Origin of the sequence: Actinoplanes lutulentus, assembly GCF_003259845.1 — a bacterium.
GTDB lineage: Bacteria > Actinomycetota > Actinomycetes > Mycobacteriales > Micromonosporaceae > Actinoplanes > Actinoplanes lutulentus.
The window spans coordinates 239,643-258,530 of the sequence record NZ_QLMJ01000010.1; the positions used below are offsets into that span (position 1 = coordinate 239,643).

Here is an 18,888-nt window from a genome sequence, read left to right on the forward strand (position 1 = left end):
AGAGTCCGCTCGAATTCACTCTCGACCGGCCTCTAGAGGTATCTAGCGAATTTGCTAGACCTTCCCATACTCACGTAGGCAGAGAACTACGTCGACGTCGTCGTACTCGGTGTCGTAGTAGTACCACTTCGTGTAGCCGTCGACCTTGGCGCATTTGCCCATCGCGTCCTTGTCGCCGGTGGTCCGGCCGTCAACGCGTTTCAGCACCTCATAGGTGTTCGCCGCGCAGGCCACCACGCGCAGTTTTGGTTCCAGGTTGGTGCCGTCGTTGCGGACGCACTGACCCTTCGTCGCGAACCGGGCGTCCTCGCTGGCCTGCGGGCGCGGGCCGGTGCCGGCCGGTGCGGTGGTTTCCGCGGCGACCGGCGGAGTCTTGTCGTCGTCGCGGTTCACCACGAACCAGGCCGCCGTCGCGATGCCGCCGCCGACCAGCACGCTGAGCACCGCGACCAGGGCGCCCATCGCGAATCCGCGCTTGGGCTGTGGCTGCGGCTGGTTCCACTGCGGCGCGTACGGCTGCTGCTGCGGGATCGGCGGGGCCGGTGGTGGGCTCCAGGGCTGCGACGGCTCGTGCTCGCCCCAGGGGTCGGACGGTTCCGAGTACGGCTCCTCGGTGTGCCGGCCAGGCCACGGCTGGCCAGGGAACGGCCCGTTCTGCGACATCGGGGTTCCTCCAGAAGCGGATTTCGCTGCCTGCCACGGTAGCGCGCGGCACGGATCCGGACGTTGCCGGAATCGCGGGCATTTTTCGCAGGCTGCCTTGTTCGAGGGCTCTTACAGCAGCCGGAGCTGGCGATCCTTCGGTTTTGACGGCGTGGCCTCGCCCAGCCGCTCGAACAGCCCCGAATCGATAACGTCCAGGAACGGCGTCGGGGACTGCTCTCGCTCGCTGCCGTGCCGGAATCGCTTGGCCGAGTAGCTCACGTAGAGCCGGTCCTGTGCCCGGGTCAGACCGACGAAGAACAGCCGGCGTTCCTCGGCGATCTCGTCGTCGGTCGGCGCCGAACCGGGCCAGCGCAGCGGCAGCAGCCCGTCCTCGCAGCCGACCAGGAAGACCACCGGGAACTCCAGGCCCTTCGCGGCGTGCAGGGTCAGCAGGTTGACCGCCTCGGCGCGGGGGTCCAGAGCGTCCACCTCGGCGCCGGTCTCCAGCTGCTGCAGGAACAGCGGCAGGTCGTCACCGACCCGCAGAGCCAACGGGATCAGCAGGTCCGCGGCCGACCAGACGTCCTCAGGGGCCAGTTGTTCGCCGTCCAGGGTCGGTGCCGCGTACCGCTGGGCAAGGACCTGAGCAGCGAGCTTGACCCGCGCCGCGAGTGAGCCACCGAGCCCGCCCGCGTGGCGAAGCTCGCGGGCGATGACCTGGACGCCGGGCCGGTCACGCAGCCGGTTGTGCGAGCGCTTCTGCACCGGCACCCCGGCCCGGGAGAGCGCGTCGAGGATCGGGCCGGACTGCGCATCGGTGCGGTACAGCACCGCGACGTCGGAGAACGACACGGTTCCGGTGACCGTGGCGCGGGAGTCGACCCGGCCCGAGTCCAGCGACCGGTGGGAGAGTCCGCCGACCAGCTCGTCGATGGTCCGGACCACGAAGTCGGCCTCGTCGGCCACGCTGCGCGCCGGGTACCGGCCGACCAGCGGTGACTCGGGGTCGAGCCGGGCCGGGTCCAGCCGGCGGCCGCTGACCAGCGAGGACGGCGCGATGGCCTGCACCGCGGCGGCCAGGATCGGGGCCGAGGAGCGGTAGTTGCGGGTCAGGCGTACCAGGCGGGCGTCCACGAAGTCGCTGTTGAAGCGCAGGAAGTACCGCACGTCGGCGCCGCGGAACGAGTAGATCGCCTGGTCCGGGTCGCCGATCGCGCACAGGTTGCCGTCCGGCGGGCTGAGCAGGCGCAGCAGTTCGTACTGGAGCTCGTCGACGTCCTGGTACTCGTCCACGAAGATCCACTGCCAGCGCTTGCGGTACCGCTCGACCAGCGCCTGGTCGTCGCGCAGCAGCGACACCGGCAGGCTGATCAGGTCATCCAGATCGACGAGGTCCTGCTGGCGGAGCAGCTTCCGGTACGCGGCATCGTCGACACCGGCCTGCTCCCGGGCCTGCGCCTGCTCGCGTTCGTCGGCGATCCGCCAGTTCGCGCCGAGGCCGGCCGCCTTGGCGTTCTCCTTCAGCACGGCCAGGCCGAGCGAGTGGAACGTGCCGACCGTGATGTCCTCGGCCACGTCACCGAGCAGTGCGTCCAGGCGTTCCTTCAGCTCGGCGGCGGCCCGCCGGGTGAACGTGATGGCCAGGCACCGCTCGGGGAAGACACCCAGCTCGGCGCAGAGGTACGCGATCCGGTGCGTCAGCGTGCGGGTCTTGCCGGTGCCGGGGCCGGCGACGATCAGCAGCGGCCCGCCCGGTGCGGACGCGGCCACTCGCTGCATGGCGTCGAGGCGGTCCAGCAGGCCGGTGCCGACCTCTTCCATGCCGGCCAGCATCGGCTCGAACGGCTCGTGCGGGCTGGGCGGGGGCGCGAGGGGCGGGGAGGCCGGCCGCTCCTTGGTCGACTTAGGCCTTTTGTCCTTTTGGGAAGGCTCGGCCTTCGTCTTCGGCTTATCCACCGGGAGCATGTCGAACAGCGTCTCCACCTGCGGCGCGCTGTTCCGGTTCCGCAGCTCACCCGGCTCGAACAGGGTGATCACGCCGTACTCGCCGTCGTAGCCCGAGATCCGCCGGACCTCGCCGCGCCGCAGCCGGGTGATCGCCTCGCGCAGCTCCTCGCCGCCCGCCTTGCCGATGTCGTCGACCGGAACGTTGCGCAGGATGTCCAGCTCCGGGCCGAGCGTCGCGACCAGGTGGTTCAGCTGGGCCTCGACCGTCTTCGACTTCGGGCCGACACCGTGGATCTCGCCGATGATCTCGTGCAGCTGGATCAGGTGCTCGACGTGCTGCTGTTTCTGGAAGCCCACCGGGCGGTCGGCCAGGTCCTCGACCCGGCTCAGCACGCCGATCGTCAACGGCCGGCCACACTCCGGGCATCGGCCCTGCGACTCGCGGGTCTTCGCCGGATCCCAGTTCACGCCGCAGGCTCGGTGGCCGTCCGCGTGGTACTTGCCCTCTTCCGGGAAGAACTCCAGCGTGCCGGCCAGGCCGATGCCGTCCTTCACCGCGAAGTAATCGGGTGTGCCGGTGAAGAGTGTGGCCTCTCTCGCCAGCGCGGCGGGTGAGTGCGCGTCCGAGTTCGAGACGAGGCGGTACTTGTCGAGGCTGGAGACGCGCCAGTTCATCGCCGGGTCCGACGAGAGGCCGGTCTCCACGGCGGTGACGTGCTCGGCCAGGTCGGCGTAGCAGTCGGCGATCGCGTCGAAGCCGGACTTGGAGCCGAGCGCCGAGAACCAGGGCGTCCAGATGTGCGCCGGGATCAGGTACCCGCCGGACTCCAGGGTGATTTCGAGCAGGTCGCGCGAGTCCAGGCCGAGAATGGGCCGGCCGTCCGCGGTCAGGTTGCCGATCCGGCCCAGGGCCGTGTTGATCTTTTCGACGCTTGCGAAGTCCGGCGCGTACAAAAGGTGGTGGACCTTGCGGGTGCGATCGTCCCGCTTGTAGATCGTGGAGATCTCGACGCTCAGCATGAAGCGGGCCGGTGCGGTGCCGCTGAGTGAGCCGGGCAGCCGTTTGGTCACGTTCGCTTCGTCGTCTTTGTTCAGGCGGAACAGACCCGGTTCGGCCGGCTCGAGGCTCTCCTTGAGATGCTCGAACCACGCCGGGTGAGTGAAGTCGCCGGTGCCGAGAAGGGCGATGCCTTTGCGCCGGGCCCACCAGGCCAGGTTCGGCAGCGTCAGATCACGGCTGCAGGCACGCGAGTATCGCGAATGAATGTGAAGGTCCGCGACGTAAGTTCCCGCGGTGACCTCCACGTCCCGCATCCTGTCACGGCCCTCGGTGCCGCCACGAATCGCCACGCTCAAACACACTTACCGATCTTGATTGGTCACGCCGAACGCAGTTCGATGACGGTGACTTGCGGAGGGGCGCCGACCCGAACCGGCGGGCCCCACGAACCGGCGCCGTTGGTCACGAAGACCGGCACGCCGTCCACGTTCCCGAAGCCGGAGACTACCGGCTGCGACAGCCGGACGAGCAGGTTGAACGGCACCATCTGGCCGCCGTGGGTGTGACCGGAGACCTGGAGGTCCACGCCGTAGGGCGCGGCCTCCTCGGCGGCGACCGGCTGATGCGCCATCAGGACCACCGGACGGGTCATGTCCCGATTACCGAGAGCCAGGGCGAAATCGGCGGGGTCGCCGTACATTTCCCCGTCCAGATCGTTGACGCCGGCCAGATCCAGGCCGTCGAGTTCCACCCGTTCGTTGCGCAGCGGCCGCATTCCGAACTCGGCTACTTCGTCGATCCACTCGGTGTAATCGGTGTAGTACTCGTGGTTACCGGTGACGAAGTAGGTGCCTTTTCGGGACTGGATTCCGGCTAGTGGCGCGACGAACGGGCCGATCTGCGCCACCGTGCCGTCGACCAGATCGCCGACGACGCAGACGATGTCCGCGTTCACCGAATTGATCACCTGGGTTACTCGCCGGGCGTGCTCCGCGCCGGTTGTCGGGCCGATGTGGATGTCCGAGACGACCGCCAGGCGAATGCCGTCCATGCGTCTCGGCAGCTTGGTCATCGGCATGTGGAAGCGGTTGATTCTTGGTGGGCCGGCTGCGGTTTTTACTCCGTACCCGGTGATGCTCGCGGCCGTGAGGCCCGCGAAGATCGCGGTGCCGCGCGCGAGAAGGAGCCGTCGTTCTTCATCGGGTTTTTCAGGAGCTTCTTGGGTACGGGTTTTCGACCTGCGCGTGATCGCCCAGCGGATCCATCGAGGGGTTTCGACGATGGTGAGGGTGACCAGTAGGTAGAACATGACCGCTACCCAGATGTATCCGGGCCAGTAGAGCCACGGGAAGTAGCCGTCACGGACGCCGAAGAGGGTCATCGGCATCGAGATCCCGAGGGCGATGACGATTGCGGTGCCGATGCGGCGGGGCAGGCCGGGGTGGGTTGTGTTGTGGACGAGGCGCTTCCAGAGGTACCAGTGGATCACCACGATGCTGATCACAACCAGCGTGTTGAAGATCAACTGGGTTTGCCTCCTTGGGGCTGGCACGCCTGGTCAACAGCTTGCCGGATTCGGTGTTGCCGAGGGGTGGCGGGGGCTGGGTTCGCGCGGTTCGCGGGGTTGGCCGTCTCCCCTCGGATCTTGAGCGATTTTCGACCTTCTGGGGTGTGAGATCGCTCAAGATCGCGAGTGTGCTCCGGTTAGGAGGCCGACGAAGTGGGCTTTTCGGGTGTCGAGCGATGCGAGAGCCCACGGTGGGCTCTCGGTCGCCCGGGACGGGGGCACACGGTGGGCTCTTGGCCGCCCGGGACGAGGGCGCACGGTGTGGCGTTGGCTGCCCGGGACGGGGGCACACGGTGGGCTTTTGAGTGCCTTCGCTGCGTGGATCGGGGTCGGCTGGCTGTCGGCGTTGACCCCTGCTGGTTGATTAAAATCCCGCTGGCAGCGGACGCTCGGTCCTGTCCGCCCCGGGCCTTCCCGCGGCGATCGTGGTCCCCGAACCACACTCTGACGGGAACAGTGGCCCAAGATCGCGCAGGCCCGACCAGTGTGTCGACTTCGGGTTCGACACGCCCCCAAACTGCGACACGCAGCCCGCGAACCACCCTGGCCGTGTCGATTCCGGGTTCGATATGCACCTCGACTCGACACACAGCGGGGCGGGAATGCTCGCGGTGTGATGCCCTCGGCCTCGCCAAGCGGACCACCCCCGCCGCTGGACCGAACCGGCCGCTGGGACCGAACCGGCCGCTGGGACCGAACCGGCTGCGGGAACGGGGCGGCTGCTGGGACGGGGCGAGCCGTTCGACGGGGCGAGCCGTAGCTCAGATAGGTCATCGGACGTCTTTGGGGTGTCTGAGCTACGGCTGCGGGGCACGAGCCGTAGGTCAGACAGGTCAAAGCAGCCTCATGACCTATCTGAGCTACGGCTCGGCCCTGCGGCGATGAGATCTAGGGCGACGGAACACGCTCGGCCACAGTTCGACGTCGCGCATCGCCGGTGACGCGGCTACCTCAGATGGCCGGCGGGGTCGGTGTTGGTTCGCCGGCCGTGTGGGGGCAGTGGAGGGCAGCTGGATCAGGCGAGCTGGTTTCGATGCTGGGTGTGACGGCGCTGGGGCCAGCTGGGACCGGGCGGACTGGTTGGTGCTCGGTGCGGCCTGCTGGACCGGACGTCCTGGCTGGGGATCGGTGCCGGCGCTGGACCTGCCGGAATTCGGTGCGGTGGAGCAACCCTGTGCGGTGGAGGAGTTCGGTGCGGTGGAGCAAAGTGCGTGGGGTCGACCTGTGGGGGATCTTTGCTTGAGGCTGTTGCTGTGGAACGGATTTTGAGTCGTGGTGGGGCTTCGGAAGCTGTTGGTGGGCACGGTTGGCGTTTTTTGTTGGGTACCTTGCGGACCTCGGTGTCGGTGGGATCGCTTGGTGTTGGGCTTGCCGTCGCTGCTAAGGCTGTTGAGGTTTGTGGTGGGGAGGCCGACGAGCATCTTCGGGTTGACCTGCGGGCGGACCGGGTTGAGTTTGTGCTTGAGTCGCGGCGGCCGGTTGGGGTCACCGCCCGGGACGTTGAACTCGCGCATCGGATCACCGCTGCTGCCAGGGATCTCGGGTTGAGGACGGATCCGGCTGCTGGTGTTCGATCGGTGCAGGAACTCGAGATTGCGATCGACGCCCTCGACGTCGGAGCGATCCGGCCGTTCTGGAAGGCGGTGCTGGGATACACGGACTTCGGCGCCGAAACGCAGCCCGCCGAAACGGAGCCTGTCGAAACACGGCCCGCCGAAACACGGCCCGCCGAAACACGGCCTTCCGAAACACGGCCCTCCGAAACACGGCCTTCCGAAACGCAGCCCTCCGAAACACGGCCCGCTCAGGGCGAAGCTGGCAGCGGGCCTCTTGTTGACCCGGTTGGGCAGGGGCCGGTTGTTTGGTTTCAGCAGATGACTGAGCCTCGGCCGCAGCGAAACCGCATCCACCTGGACCTCTGCGTTCCGCACGACGACGCTTCAACCCGCATCTCCGCCGCCCTACGAGCCGGCGGGCGGCTGCTGTCGGACACCCGGGCGCCGGCCTTCTGGGTTCTGGCCGACGTTGAAGGCAACGAGATCTGTGTGACCACCTGGCAGGGGCGGGACTGATCAGCCGCCGGCGAATGGGGGCAGTACGTCCACCGTTGCGCCGGCCGGGAGTTCGGCGGTGCGGTCGTGGCAGGCCAGGCCGTTCACCAGGAAGCTGGCTGCCTTCATGACCAGGGCCAGCCGTTCGCCGTGGCGGTTGGTCAGCAGCTGGGTCAGTTCGTCCACCGTTGCGGCTTCGGCGGACTCTTCGGACACCCCGCCGGCTGCGGCTCGGGCACCGGCGAAATAGCGCACGGTCAGCACGGGACCAGCCTCACTGGAGATCAGGCTCATTGCCGGTCAGCCTCCGATTGCGGACATCGGGCGGGCGGGCTGGAGGAAGGTGGGGTCGTCGATGCCGTGGCCGGCTCGCTTGCCCCACATCGCGGCTCGCCACGCCTCGGCGATGCGGTCGTCGGTGGCGCCGCCGCGGAGCAGTTTGCGGAGGTCGCTCTCGTCGGTGGCGAAGAGGCAGTTGCGGACCTGGCCGTCGGCGGTCAGACGAGTACGGTCGCAGTCCCCACAGAACGGCCTGGTCACACTGGCGATGACCCCGACTCGGGCGGGCTGGCCGGCCGCGTCCGTATAGCCCGGGATCAGCCAGGTTTCGGCCGGCGCTGTTCCACGTGAAACATCGTCAGGCTGGAGGGCGAACGGTTCCAGAGCGGCCAGGATCTCCTCGGCGGTGACCATGACGTGGCGGTCCCACTGGTGTTGCGCGTCCAGCGGCATCTGCTCGATGAAGCGAAGCTGGTAACCGTGGTCCAGGGCGAAGCGCAGCAGAGCCGGCGCCTCGTCGTCGTTGACCCCGCGCATCAGCACGGTATTGATTTTCACCGGGGTCAGGCCCGCTTCGGCGGCGGCGCGCAGGCCGGCCAGCACGTCGGAGTGCCGGTCGCGGCGGGTCAGGGTGTGGAAACGGGCCGGGTCCAGGGTGTCGAGGGAGACGTTCACCCGGTCCAGGCCGGCCTCTTTCAGGGAGATCGCGATCCGGTCCAGGCCGATGCCGTTCGAGGTCACCGACAGCTTGGGCTTGGGCGTGAGTTTCGCCGCGGCCGCGATGATGCCGACCAGGCCGCGGCGGATCAGCGGTTCACCGCCGGTGAAGCGGACCTCGGTGACACCGAGCTGCTCGACCGCGATCCGCACGAGGCGGCTGACCTCGTCGTCGGTGAGCTGCTCGGGCTGAGGCATCCAGGCCAGGCCCTCGGCGGGCATGCAGTAGGTGCACCGCAGGTTGCACCGGTCGGTGAGTGAGACACGCAGGTCGGTCGCGATGCGGCCGAACCGGTCGGCGAGCACGGTCACGGACGCCACCGAACGCGGACGGCTGCTGATCTCTGGAAGAGGCTCACAACATCGAATCTAGCCGCTCCAGACCCGAATCGCCGTTACGCATATCGCTGTATGGGCAGTAGCCGGGACAGCAGTGAGGCAGCGCGCGAACAAGGCAAACCCAACCGCTCGCAAAAGCGAGACCCGCCACCCGATCAAGCCCGCATAAGCGCGTCCACCGCACCCATCACAGCACTCCGATACCCATTCCCGAACGCCGCCGCGTGCACCAGCAAAAGATGCAACTGATGCAACGGCACCCGCTCCCGCCACCCATCAGCGAGCGGCCACTCCTCCTGATAACTCTCCAGAACCACATCGAAGAACGGCACACCACCGAACAACCGCAGCGTGGCGAGGTCCGTCTCCCGATGACCCCCATGAGCAGCCGGGTCAACCAGCCACCCCTGCCCACCAGCACCCCAGAGCACATTGCCCGGCCACAAATCTCCGTGGATGCGAGCGGGCGCCTCCGAACCCCCGTACCGATCAATGGTTTTGATGATCTTCTCGACGGCCGTGACGTCCTCGCCGGAGAGCGCGCCGCGATCGGCTGAAAGCCGGAGGTACGGCAGCAGGCGGCGTTCCGCGAACCAGGACCCCCACGCGCCGGAAACCACGCTGTTGTCCAGCGGCAACGGTCCGATCCAGCCGGGCCATGGCGCGCCGAAAGTGGGCGACCCGCTGCGATGCAGCGATGCGAGCTGACGACCGAACGCAGCCGCCGCCGACGCGGAAGCCAACCCCGGCGAGACCCACTCCAGGACGAGAAGGTCCGGCAGCGCGACGAACACCTCGGGTACGGGCACCGCGCCGGACTCTCGAAGCCACCCGAGTGACGACGCCTCAGCCGCGAACAGCCCCGTCGGCGCGGGATCAGAAGGCCAGTTCTTCGCGAAAAGCGACGTTCCGTCATCAAGCGTCAACCGCCGCGCGACGCACACTCCCGCGCCCACCGGCGTTTCCCGGATCCGCTGGTGAGTGAGAAATGTCGGGAGGTGCTGGGGATGCGCGCGCAGGTACGCCATGTCCACCCGCTTATCTTGCGCTTCTGGTGACGAACATCCCAATTCGAAGGCATGATGGGCGGCATGACCCCTGTCGCTGTGCGTTCTTATCGCCCGAGCGATCACTCGGCGGGCCGGCACCTGTGGGCGGAGCTCACCCGGCAGCACAACGAGATGTACGGGGAAACCGCCGACGACAGCGGAGCGGGCTTCGAGGAGTACCTGACGAGGCTCGACCTCTCCGGGCTCTGGGTCGCCGATCATGCCGACGACGGGGTCATCGGGATGGTCGGGCTGATCATGCGAGACCGGGCCGGCGAGGTCGACCCGGTGGTCGTCACCGCGACGCACCGGCACAAGGGCGTGGGCCGCCTGCTGCTGCAGCACGTCGCGGCCGAGGCGAAAAACCGGAACATGACGTCGCTGACCATCTCCCCCGAGTCACGCAACGTCGACGCGATCCGCAGCCTGCACGCGGCCGGTTACGACGTGGTCTCCTCGATCGAGCTGACCATGGACCTGGACCGGCACAGCCACGCCTGGCACGAGGAAGGCCTCCAGCTCCACGAGCTGCCCTTCAAAAGCTAGAGCCTGTGGACACGTTGTCCACAGAAAACAATTGAGGCACGCGGCCGGGGTGAGAAAGCCGCAACTCTGCCGGGCATGACAACCGACTGCCCGCTCATCGCCCGTACCCCGTCCGATCTGATCGCGATCGTGCCGTTCGTGCTCGGTTACCACCCGGCCAACAGCGTCACCGTGCTCGGTCTCACCGGACAGGACGTGACTTTCGGTGCCTGCTACGAGCTGCCGCCACCGGACTGCGACGACGGCGACGCCCAGGAACTCGCGCTGACGGTCGCCGCGACGGTGGCCCGCCAGGAGATCCAGTCACTCGTTGTGGTCGGCTTCGGGCCTGCGGCCCGAGTCACCCCCGCGGTGTCGCGCCTGATGGTGGCGTTGCGCTTTTCTGGCGTACGCCTCAACGACGCACTCCGGGTGACCGAAGGACGCTGGTGGTCGTATCTCTGTAAGGACCTGCGCTGCTGTCCGGACGACGGGACGCCGTGCCTGCCGCCGGACAGTGTGATCGCGGCCGAGGCGACGTTCCGAGGTCAGGTCGCGCTGCCCAGCCGGCGTGACCTGGTCGCCCGGGTGGCGCCGGTGGAGGGCGAGGAACGCGAGGCCATGGCGGCGGCCACCGAGCGGGCCCGGAAACGGTTCGCCGAGCTGCTCGCCGACGACCTGGGCGCGGCACGGTACGCCCGCCGGATCTGCCGCGCCGGCCAGATCGCGGTCCGCCAGGCGGAGTCCCGATATCGGTCGTCCCGCTCGCTCGACCCGGACGAGCTGGCCTGGCTCGGCGCACTGCTGGTGGACCGCGCCGTGGAGGATTACGCACTGGACCGGATCAAGCCGCAGGAGTGGCGGATCCGGCTCTGGACCGACGTGCTGCGCCGGGTCGAGCAGGTCTACGTCCCGGCGCCGGCCTGCCTGCTCGGCTTCACCGCCTGGCGTGCCGGCAACGGCGCTCTGGCCCGGGTGGCGGTGGACCGCGCCCTCGCCGTCGAGCCGCAGCACCAGCTGGCGAGTCTGTTGCACCAGGTGCTCGGGTTCGGGCTGTCGCCGCACATGGTCGGCTCGATGGCGCGCCCGGATCGGGCCCGCCGTGAAAGGCGGGCCCGATGAGCGAGGCAAGCCCGGTGAGCGAGGCGGGCCCGATAAGCAAGAAGGCGGGCCCGATGAGCGAGGTCAGGGACGTTCGGTCTCCTGCTGGACGGTCTGCTCGCCGAGATCGGTTCCGGCTCGCAGCGACGTGGCCGGGGCCGGGTTGTCCGCCACCTGGTGCAGTCCCGGCACCCGGTCCTCGACGACGAAGGTGGCCCGCGTGTGCGCCGGCGCGCCAGCGGTCGTCACGTACGGCAGAACCACGAAATCAGCGGTCAGCGCATCCTGGGTGATCGTGGTCCGGACGTACCCTCGCTGGTTGTTGTAGAAGCGCAGGTGCGGGTTCCAGGCCGCCCACGGGTGGTTGCCGCTCGCCACGTCGGCGCCGTCGCCGCCCGAGGTGATCGAGGAGCAGACGAGTTCGGTGCCGACGGTCTTCGAGGTCGGGTCGTCGTAGTCCAGCTTCAGCTCGTCGGCCCAGTGCGCGTGCACGTCGCCGGTGAGCACGATCGGGTTGCGGACGCCCGCGTCGACCCAGCCGCGGGTGATCCGCTCCCGGGACGCCTGGTAACCGTCCCAGGAGTCCATGCTGAGCACCTTCGACGGGCCCGAGTTGTTGTCCCGCTGCCCGAAGAAGACCTGCTGGCCGAGCACGTCCCAGCGAGCCGTGGACCGCCGGAAGCCGTCGAGCAGCCACTTCTCCTGCTCGGGCCCGGTGATGCTGCGCGCCGGGTCGTACGCGGCCGGGCAGTCCTTGTATCCGTCGCCGCAGCCCTGGTCGTCGCGGTACTGCCGGGTGTCGAGCATGTGGAACGTGGCGAGCCGGCCCCAGTGCAGGCGCCGGTACAGCTGGAGGTCGATCCCACGCGGCACCGAGGTGCGGCGCAGCGGCATGTTCTCGTAGTACGCCCGGAACGCGGCGGTCCGGCGGGCCAGGAAGTTCGGGTCGGCGGCCTCGGGCACCTCGTCGGCCCAGTTGTTCTCGGTCTCGTGGTCGTCCCAGACGACGGCCCAGGGCGCCACGGCGTGCGCGGCCTGCAGGTCCGGGTCGGTCTTGTACTGGGCGTGCCGCTGCCGGTAATTGGCCAGCGTGACGGTCTCCGGCCCCTCGTGGTCGCGCGGGTTCCCGCCCGGGATGTTGTAGGTGTCCGGGGCGTACTCGTACTGGTAGTCGCCGAGGTGCAGGATCAGCTCCGGCTCGTCCTCGGCCAGCCGGCGGTACGCGGTGAAGTACCCGTGCTCGTACTGCGAGCAGGAGACGAACGACATGGCGAGCGCTGTGACCCTGGCCGAGCGGGCCGGCGCGGTACGGGTCCGGCCGACCTGCGACGTGAACCGCTCCGCCCGGAAGCGGTAGAAGAACTCCCGTCCCGGCGACAGGCCGTCCAGCTCGACGTGGACGCTGTGCCCGCGGTCGGGACGGGCCACGGCCACACCGCGGCGGATCACCTTGCGGAACCTCTCGTCGGCGGCGAGTTCCCAGGCCACCGGCACGTTGCGGTACGGCATGCCGCCGAGGCCGTCCTCGGCGAGCGGGACAGGGGCGAGCCTGGTCCAGAGGACGAAACCGTCCGGATCCGGGTCACCGGAGGCGACGCCCAGGGTGAACGGGTCGGAGCGCAGTGGTCCTCGATAAGGCGCCGCCGCGGCCGCGAGCGGCCAGACAGTGGCGGCGCCGGCGGTGGTCAGCAGCAGGCTACGACGCGAAACAGACATGACCGCAGCCTGTGTCGCATGGATGAATGTGGATGCCGGTGCGACATTGCGGTCAACGGAACGTCATATGGTCAGAACGTGACGCGCTGGGCTCCCGCGTAGATGTTCATGCGCTGCCCGCGCAGGAAGCCGATCAGCGTCATCCCCGCCTCGTCGGCCAGCTCCACAGCGAGCGTGCTGGGCGCCGAGACGGCCGCGAGCAGCGGAAGCCCGGCCATCCACGCTTTCTGGGTCAGCTCGAAGCTGGCCCGGCCGGAGACCATCAGCACGTGCCCGGACAGCGGCAGCCGGCCCTCGCGCAGCGCCCAGCCGAGCACCTTGTCGACAGCGTTGTGCCGGCCGACGTCCTCGCGGAGCACCAGCAGGTCGCCGGCGGCGGTGAAGAGGCCGGCCGCGTGCAGCCCGCCGGTCCGGTCGAACGTCCGCTGCGACGCGCGCAACGTCTCCGGCAGCTCGGCGAGGACTCGCGCCGGGATTTCCAGCGGGTCGCCGGCCACCTCGAATTTCGAGCGGGTGCGGATCGCGTCGATGCTGGCCTTGCCGCAGACCCCGCACGAGCTGGTCGTGTAGAAGTTCCGGCTCGGGTCGGTGACCGGCGGCGGCACGTGCGGGTCGAGCACCACGTCGACCACGTTGTACGTGTTCGGCGTGTCGGTGCCGGCGCAGAGCTGCGCGGTCAGCACGTCGTCGGCCTTGCCGATGACGCCCTCACTCAGCAGGAAGCCCATCGCGAGGTCGATGTCGTGGCCGGGAGTGCGCATGGTCACAGCGAGCGGTTTTTTCCGCACCCTGATCTCGAGCGGTTCCTCCGCCGCGAGCTCGTCAGGCCGCCGCCGGGTGGGCGGCGACGCGCCCAAGTCGACGCTGACCACGGTGCGGCGCGTCACGTTCCTACCCATGTGGGAAGCGTACGGCGACGTTCACCACACGGCTTTGAAGTGAGCGCGCGGTCACGTCCGGCACGCGGTCGGGATACGGTACTCACGTGGGGGGATTTGCGGCGGTGGTCCTGGCCGGTGGTGCGGCACGGCGGATGGGCGGTGCGGACAAGCCGACTCTGCCGGTTGCCGGCCAGTCGATGCTGACCCGTGTCCTGGCCGCGGTTCACGACGCCGACCCTCGGGTCGTGGTCGGCCGCGTGCCGTCCGACCTGCCGGTCTCGGTGCACGTGACCCGCGAGGAGCCGCCCGGTGGCGGGCCCGTCGCGGCCGCTGCGGCCGGGCTGGCGCTGGTCCCCGACACGATCGCGTTCACCGCTCTGCTCGCCGCCGACCTGCCTTTCCTCACCGGTGAGGCGATCGACGTGCTGCGGCTGACGATGGAGTCGGCGCCGATGGAGGGCGCTGTCTACCGGGACGCCGAGGGCCATCTCCAGGTGCTCTGTGGTGTGTGGCGGACGAAATCGTTGCGCGCCGCTCTGGACCGGCTCGCCGAGGAGCGCGGTGACCTGCACGGCGCTTCGGTGCGGTCGCTGCTCGACAAGGTCCGGGTCGCCGAGGTGTCCTGGCGTCGTCCCGGCCCGCCGCCGTGGTTCGACTGCGACACCGACGACGACCTGCGCACCGCCGAGGAATGGGCGCGATAGGTGAAAGAGCTGGACGACTGGCTCGCCGTCATCGGGCCCGAACTCGGTGTCCGGCCCGATGAGGTGCCGACGGCCGAGCTGCTGGACGTGGCACGCGATGTCGCGCACAACGTGCTCCGGCCGGGTGCGCCGGTCACCGCGTACCTCATGGGTCTTGCCGTGGGCCGCGGAGCGGACCCGGCGGAAGTGGCTCGCAAGATCAGTTCCCGGGCGCTGACCTGGGGCGATCGCAAAGATCAAAGCTGACGCCGGACAGGGCGTTCACGTCCCGTCATTGCTCGATAGGGTGACGGGAACGGAGGTGGCGATCATGACGCCGGACGAAAGCATTCTGCTCGAGGAGCCGACCACGGCAGACCTGCGAGCGAAGGTCACTGACGCATGGCGGGAGTTCGCCGCCGCGCTCGCCGCGCTGCTGCCGGCGCTGCCGCCGGACGCTCACGTCGACATCACCCTGGACCCGACCGCGTCCGGGACCGGCACCGCCGTCTACTCGGTGAGTCTGCGGGTTCTGCAGGACGGTGTTGTCGAGGCTCTCGCGGTGGGCAACGCCGAACTCCCCACGGAGTACCGGATGAACCGCACCGCGGTCGCCGACATGGTCGCGCTCGGCTGGTCCCCGCCCGGCGTGCTGCCGGGCTCGGGCGACTCGTTCGGCCTGCGGAGCTCACAGGAGAAGGCGAGCCAGCTCGCCACCGTGGTCTCCCGCACGCTGCGCGATGTGTACGGGGCTCCGCACCCGGCGTTCCTGGTCTACCTGGTCCATGACGAGCAGGACGAGCCGATCGAGTCGGCGCCGCTCGGTACCGCCCGGCACGAGCCGTCCATCGGTGGCGTTGCCGACCTGGGCGGGCTTGAGGACGACGCCGCACTGGAAGCCGCCCTCGCGAACGTCGACGCCGACGTGGTGCCGCTGGAGGAGCGCGTCCGCACGGTCGTCGCCACCATGTCGAAGACCACTGTCGACCAGCTGCAGGTGGACGCCGACGGCGACATCGGCATCCGGGCCGGCTCGGCGATGGTTTTCGTACGGGTACGCGACAACCCGCCCCTGGTCGACGTCTTCTCGCCGGTCCTGACCGACGTCGAGCCGACCGAGCAGCTTTACGTGAAGCTCTCCGAGCTGACCAACCGGATGCCGATCGGCCGGCTGTACGTCGCGCAGGACACGGTGTGGGCGTCGATCCCGGTGTTCGGCCGCAACTTCCAGGCCATCCACCTCATGCTGGCCGTGCAGGTGATGACCGGCCTCGCCGACGAGCTGGACGACCGGCTGCACGGCGAGTTCGGCGGCAAACGATTCTTCGGCGAGGGTGACAAGCCGGTGCCGGCGAAGGACCGCCCGTCCGACGAGCACCGCCCCGGGATGTACCTCTAGCCGTCAGCTGACCGCCGATCTAGGCAAGTCTCGGTCACCACATGTGGGCCGAACTTGCCTAGATCGCGGCAGGCCGAGCGTGAGGGGACGCCGGTGCCGGCGGCGTAGTGCGCCGGCGGGAGGGGCGTCAGTCGCCTCGGAATCGCGGGCGCTTGCGTTGTGCGTACCAAATCTTTTAGAGGTATTGACCTGTGTTTCCGGGGGTTTCGCCGGTGGCCTGGCGGCCCGGGATGAGGCTGCCGCCCACCGGGAGTGCGGGGCGGCCGCTGCCGCCGCGCATGGATTCGAGCTGGAGCCGGGCGGCCATCTGCTGGGCGACCAAGGCGGCCTGGATGCCGTGGAAGAGGCCTTCCAGCCAGCCGACCAGCTGGGCCTGAGCGATGCGCAGCTCGGCCTCGCTCGGCGGGGTGTCGCCCTCGAACGGCAGCGAGAGGCGTTCCAGTTCTTCGCGGAGCTCGGGTGCGAGGCCGTCCTCCAGCTCCTTGATCGAGCGCTGGTGGATCTCCCGCAGGCGGCCGCGGCTGGCCTCGTCGAGCGGGGCGGCGCGCACCTCTTCGAGCAGTTGCTTGACCATGCTGCCGATGCGCATGACCTTCGCGGGCTGCTCGATGAGGTTGCCCGGTTCCTCCGGAGTCAGCGAGCCGTCCTCCTGGAACGTGCCGATCGGACGGCCGTCCGGGCCCACGACGATGACGGAGCCGTCTTCGGAGTGCTCAGTGGTGCGGGTGTCGTCGGTCATGGGTTCTATCTTTGCGCACCCGATCTCGTGGCGTTACGGCCGCAACTCCGCCACGGCGCACTTGACACTTCCGCCGCCCAGTTTGAGCTCGGAGAGGTTCACGTGGACCGGGAGATATCCGGCGGCGCGCACCTTGTGGCCCATCGCGGTGGCCTCGGTGTTCAGGATCACGTGCCGGCCGTCGCTGACCAGGTTCAGGCCGAAGGCTTCGGCATCGGAACGGTCGGCGAGCAGAGCGTCCGGGAAGAGCTGGGCCAATACTCGCTGGGAGGCCGGGGAGAACGCCTCGGGGTAGTACGTGACGTGCCGGTCGTCGAGGACGGCCAGGGCGGTGTCAAGGTGGTAGAACGCCGGGTCGACCAGCTTGAGTGAGATGACCGGGCGGCCGAGGATCTCCTGCGCCTCGGCGTGGGCGGCCGGGTCGGTGCGGAAGCCGTAACCGGCCAGGACGATGCCGCCGTAGGCGCCGGGGAGATAGGTGAAGTCGCCCTCACCCTCGTTGACCTGCTCCGGTGCGAAAAATCGCCAGTTGTCGGTTTTTTCGGCATAGAAGGCGCGGTGTTCGTCGGCTTCGCCGGCGCGCTGCGGGTATTTGAACCGGGCGCCGTAGACCGTGCCGTCGACGGAGAACGCGCCATTCGCGGAGTAGACCATGTCGGGCAGACCGGGCCGCGCGTCGAGCACGTGCACCAGGTGTCCAAGATCGGTGAGAGTGTCGCGGAGCGAAGCCCACTGCTTGAGCGCCAGCGCGCCGTCAACCGCGATCTTGGTGTCCATCCACGGGTTGATGGCGTACTCCACCGTGAAATGCTCCGGCGGACACATGAGATATGTCCTGTTTCGCGGCGATCGCTCGATGTAGCTCATGAAACTAAAGGGTAGGTAGGCTGCGGTGCGGCAAACAGCTAGAAATCTTGCTCCTCGGAGGCGAATCGTTGCAGATGGACGCGATTGACCAGCGAATCATTGCGTTGCTGGTGGCCGACGCCCGCGCCTCCTACGCCGAGGTCGGCGCCAAGGTCTCCCTCTCCGCCCCGGCCGTGAAACGCCGCGTCGACCGGTTGCGCTCCAGCGGCGTGATCAAGGGATTCACCGCGGTGATCGAGCCGGCCGCGGTGGGGTGGACCACCGAGGCGTTCGTGGAGCTTTTCTGCACCGGGCGGACCACGCCGGCCCAGATCACGGTGGCTGCGCGGCGGCATCCGGAGGTGGTGGCGGCGTACACGGTTTCCGGCCAGGCGGACGCTCTGGTGCATTTGCGGGCGGCGGATATCGGGCATTTAGAGCAGGCGTTGGAGAAGCTGCGCGCCGAGTCGTTCGTGACGTCCACGCGAAGCATGGTGGTTTTGTCACGCTTGGTGGAAACGCCTACGACGGTGGGGCCGGTTTAAAGGGCATATTTGGTACGAGACACGGCTTGGTCAACCGCAGCCACGGGGTGCTGTTAGCCCGAGGCGACTGACGTCCGTCCCGCCGGCGCTTCCCGCCGCCGGCCCCGGCGTCCCCTGACGCACCCGGTTCCGGGGGAGCCGCTTGCGGCCGGTCGTGGTGTCTCGTGACGGGGCTGGTCGTGGTGTCCCGTGACGCGGCTGGTCGTGGTGTCCCGTGACGGGGCCGGTCGTGGTGTCCCGTGACGGGGCCGGTTCTGGTGTCCCTCGTGGCCGGCTGAGCAGATTGGGCTTGGCCCAGCGTCGGCCGTGCGGGGTTCGGCGTGTGCACCCCGCCGATTCGTGGCCCTGCGTGTTGAGTTGAGGCGCGGACACCCCGGACCCCGGGCCGAATCGGCTGAATGGGGCGAACGGGTCGGGCGGGCCGGGCGGGTTGAGGAAACTAGTGAGTTTGTGGTCGGCCGGACGCCCCAACCTCACAAGATCGGGCGCCCCAACCAGCTGCGTGTCGACTTCAGGTTCAATCCGCACCCGAATTCAACACGCCCGCCCGAAACCCGCGTTCCGTGTCGACTTACGGCGCGTCTTTGCTGCTGCAGGTCTCTTCGCCCGGGCGAGCCGAAGCTCAGACATATCACGAGGGCTGCGATGACCTACCGGGCCTACAGCTCGCGTCCACCAGCCGTAGGCCAGACACCGAACCAGAGTCCGATGACCTATTTGAGCTACGGCTCGTCCAGGGGCCGGGCTTCACTTCGCTCGGCGGAGCCAAAGGCAACACGCCGCGAGTGCCGTCGCCGGTACGTGTCGAATCGAGGCGCATATCGAACCCGAAATCGACACGGCAGACGAATCGCGGTGT

At 68.6% G+C, this 18,888-nt stretch carries 17 protein-coding genes; 7 read left to right on the forward strand and 10 right to left on the reverse strand.

Features of this window, described 5'->3' with window-relative positions:
* Window positions 1-54 precede the first annotated feature (54 nt).
* From B0I29_RS22455 to B0I29_RS22465, 3 genes are all read right to left on the reverse strand, one after another.
* Window positions 55-663 (reverse strand): LppU/SCO3897 family protein, encoded by a 609-nt coding sequence (locus tag B0I29_RS22455; protein WP_111651003.1) that lies wholly within the window; start codon window positions 661-663, stop codon window positions 55-57.
* Between the two features lie 111 nt (window positions 664-774).
* Complete coding sequence (locus tag B0I29_RS22460) at window positions 775-3,906, reverse strand: UvrD-helicase domain-containing protein (RefSeq protein ID WP_111651080.1); 3,132 nt, start codon at window positions 3,904-3,906, stop codon at window positions 775-777.
* Between the two features lie 65 nt (window positions 3,907-3,971).
* Complete coding sequence (locus tag B0I29_RS22465) at window positions 3,972-5,117, reverse strand: metallophosphoesterase (protein ID WP_111651004.1); 1,146 nt, start codon at window positions 5,115-5,117, stop codon at window positions 3,972-3,974.
* Between the two features lie 1,295 nt (window positions 5,118-6,412).
* Here B0I29_RS22465 and B0I29_RS45855 point away from each other — a divergent pair.
* Window positions 6,413-7,231, forward strand: a complete 819-nt coding sequence (locus tag B0I29_RS45855; protein ID WP_181557921.1) for a VOC family protein — start codon at window positions 6,413-6,415, stop codon at window positions 7,229-7,231.
* Here B0I29_RS45855 and B0I29_RS22475 read toward each other — a convergent pair whose 3' ends face one another.
* The 3 genes from B0I29_RS22475 to B0I29_RS22485 all read right to left on the reverse strand — a co-directional run bounded on the left by B0I29_RS22475 (window position 7,232) and on the right by B0I29_RS22485 (window position 9,579).
* Window positions 7,232-7,504, reverse strand: a complete 273-nt coding sequence (locus B0I29_RS22475; RefSeq protein WP_111651006.1) for a MoaD/ThiS family protein — start codon at window positions 7,502-7,504, stop codon at window positions 7,232-7,234.
* 6 nt (window positions 7,505-7,510) lie between these two features.
* On the reverse strand, window positions 7,511-8,527 hold the full coding sequence (gene moaA / locus B0I29_RS22480) for a GTP 3',8-cyclase MoaA (protein WP_111651007.1): 1,017 nt from the start codon (window positions 8,525-8,527) through the stop codon (window positions 7,511-7,513).
* A gap of 173 nt (window positions 8,528-8,700) precedes the next feature.
* Complete coding sequence (locus B0I29_RS22485; protein ID WP_111651008.1) at window positions 8,701-9,579, reverse strand: fructosamine kinase family protein; 879 nt, start codon at window positions 9,577-9,579, stop codon at window positions 8,701-8,703.
* Window positions 9,580-9,636: 57 nt separating this feature from the next.
* Here B0I29_RS22485 and B0I29_RS22490 point away from each other — a divergent pair, with 57 nt between their 5' ends.
* On the forward strand, window positions 9,637-10,140 hold the full coding sequence (locus B0I29_RS22490) for a GNAT family N-acetyltransferase (protein ID WP_111651081.1): 504 nt from the start codon (window positions 9,637-9,639) through the stop codon (window positions 10,138-10,140).
* Between the two features lie 75 nt (window positions 10,141-10,215).
* Complete coding sequence (locus tag B0I29_RS22495) at window positions 10,216-11,241, forward strand: DUF4192 domain-containing protein (protein ID WP_111651009.1); 1,026 nt, start codon at window positions 10,216-10,218, stop codon at window positions 11,239-11,241.
* Window positions 11,242-11,304: 63 nt separating this feature from the next.
* Here B0I29_RS22495 and B0I29_RS22500 read toward each other — a convergent pair whose 3' ends face one another.
* Together B0I29_RS22500 and fdhD are read right to left on the reverse strand one after the other, a co-directional pair.
* Window positions 11,305-12,936 (reverse strand): alkaline phosphatase D family protein, encoded by a 1,632-nt coding sequence (locus B0I29_RS22500; RefSeq protein WP_111651010.1) that lies wholly within the window; start codon window positions 12,934-12,936, stop codon window positions 11,305-11,307.
* Between the two features lie 71 nt (window positions 12,937-13,007).
* Entirely contained in the window at window positions 13,008-13,835 is an 828-nt protein-coding gene (fdhD, locus tag B0I29_RS22505) for a formate dehydrogenase accessory sulfurtransferase FdhD (protein WP_111651011.1), read from the reverse strand.
* Between the two features lie 86 nt (window positions 13,836-13,921).
* On the opposite strand from fdhD, the gene mobA reads away from it, so the two are divergent.
* The 3 genes from mobA to B0I29_RS22520 all read left to right on the forward strand — a co-directional run bounded on the left by mobA (window position 13,922) and on the right by B0I29_RS22520 (window position 15,899).
* Complete coding sequence (gene mobA, locus B0I29_RS22510; RefSeq protein ID WP_281270905.1) at window positions 13,922-14,521, forward strand: molybdenum cofactor guanylyltransferase; 600 nt, start codon at window positions 13,922-13,924, stop codon at window positions 14,519-14,521.
* Window positions 14,522-14,767 (forward strand): DUF6457 domain-containing protein, encoded by a 246-nt coding sequence (locus tag B0I29_RS22515; protein ID WP_111651013.1) that lies wholly within the window; start codon window positions 14,522-14,524, stop codon window positions 14,765-14,767.
* Window positions 14,768-14,831: 64 nt separating this feature from the next.
* Window positions 14,832-15,899, forward strand: coding sequence for a T3SS (YopN, CesT) and YbjN peptide-binding chaperone 1 (locus tag B0I29_RS22520; protein WP_111651082.1), 1,068 nt, complete (start codon window positions 14,832-14,834; stop codon window positions 15,897-15,899).
* 175 nt (window positions 15,900-16,074) lie between these two features.
* Here the strand turns inward: B0I29_RS22520 and B0I29_RS22525 are convergent, their stop codons facing one another.
* Complete coding sequence (locus B0I29_RS22525) at window positions 16,075-16,638, reverse strand: bacterial proteasome activator family protein (protein ID WP_111651014.1); 564 nt, start codon at window positions 16,636-16,638, stop codon at window positions 16,075-16,077.
* Between the two features lie 33 nt (window positions 16,639-16,671).
* On the reverse strand, window positions 16,672-17,505 hold the full coding sequence (gene ddaH / locus B0I29_RS22530; RefSeq protein ID WP_111651015.1) for a dimethylargininase: 834 nt from the start codon (window positions 17,503-17,505) through the stop codon (window positions 16,672-16,674).
* 68 nt (window positions 17,506-17,573) lie between these two features.
* Here ddaH and B0I29_RS22535 point away from each other — a divergent pair, with 68 nt between their 5' ends.
* Window positions 17,574-18,029, forward strand: a complete 456-nt coding sequence (locus B0I29_RS22535) for an Lrp/AsnC family transcriptional regulator (protein ID WP_111651083.1) — start codon at window positions 17,574-17,576, stop codon at window positions 18,027-18,029.
* Window positions 18,030-18,888: the final 859 nt, after the last annotated feature.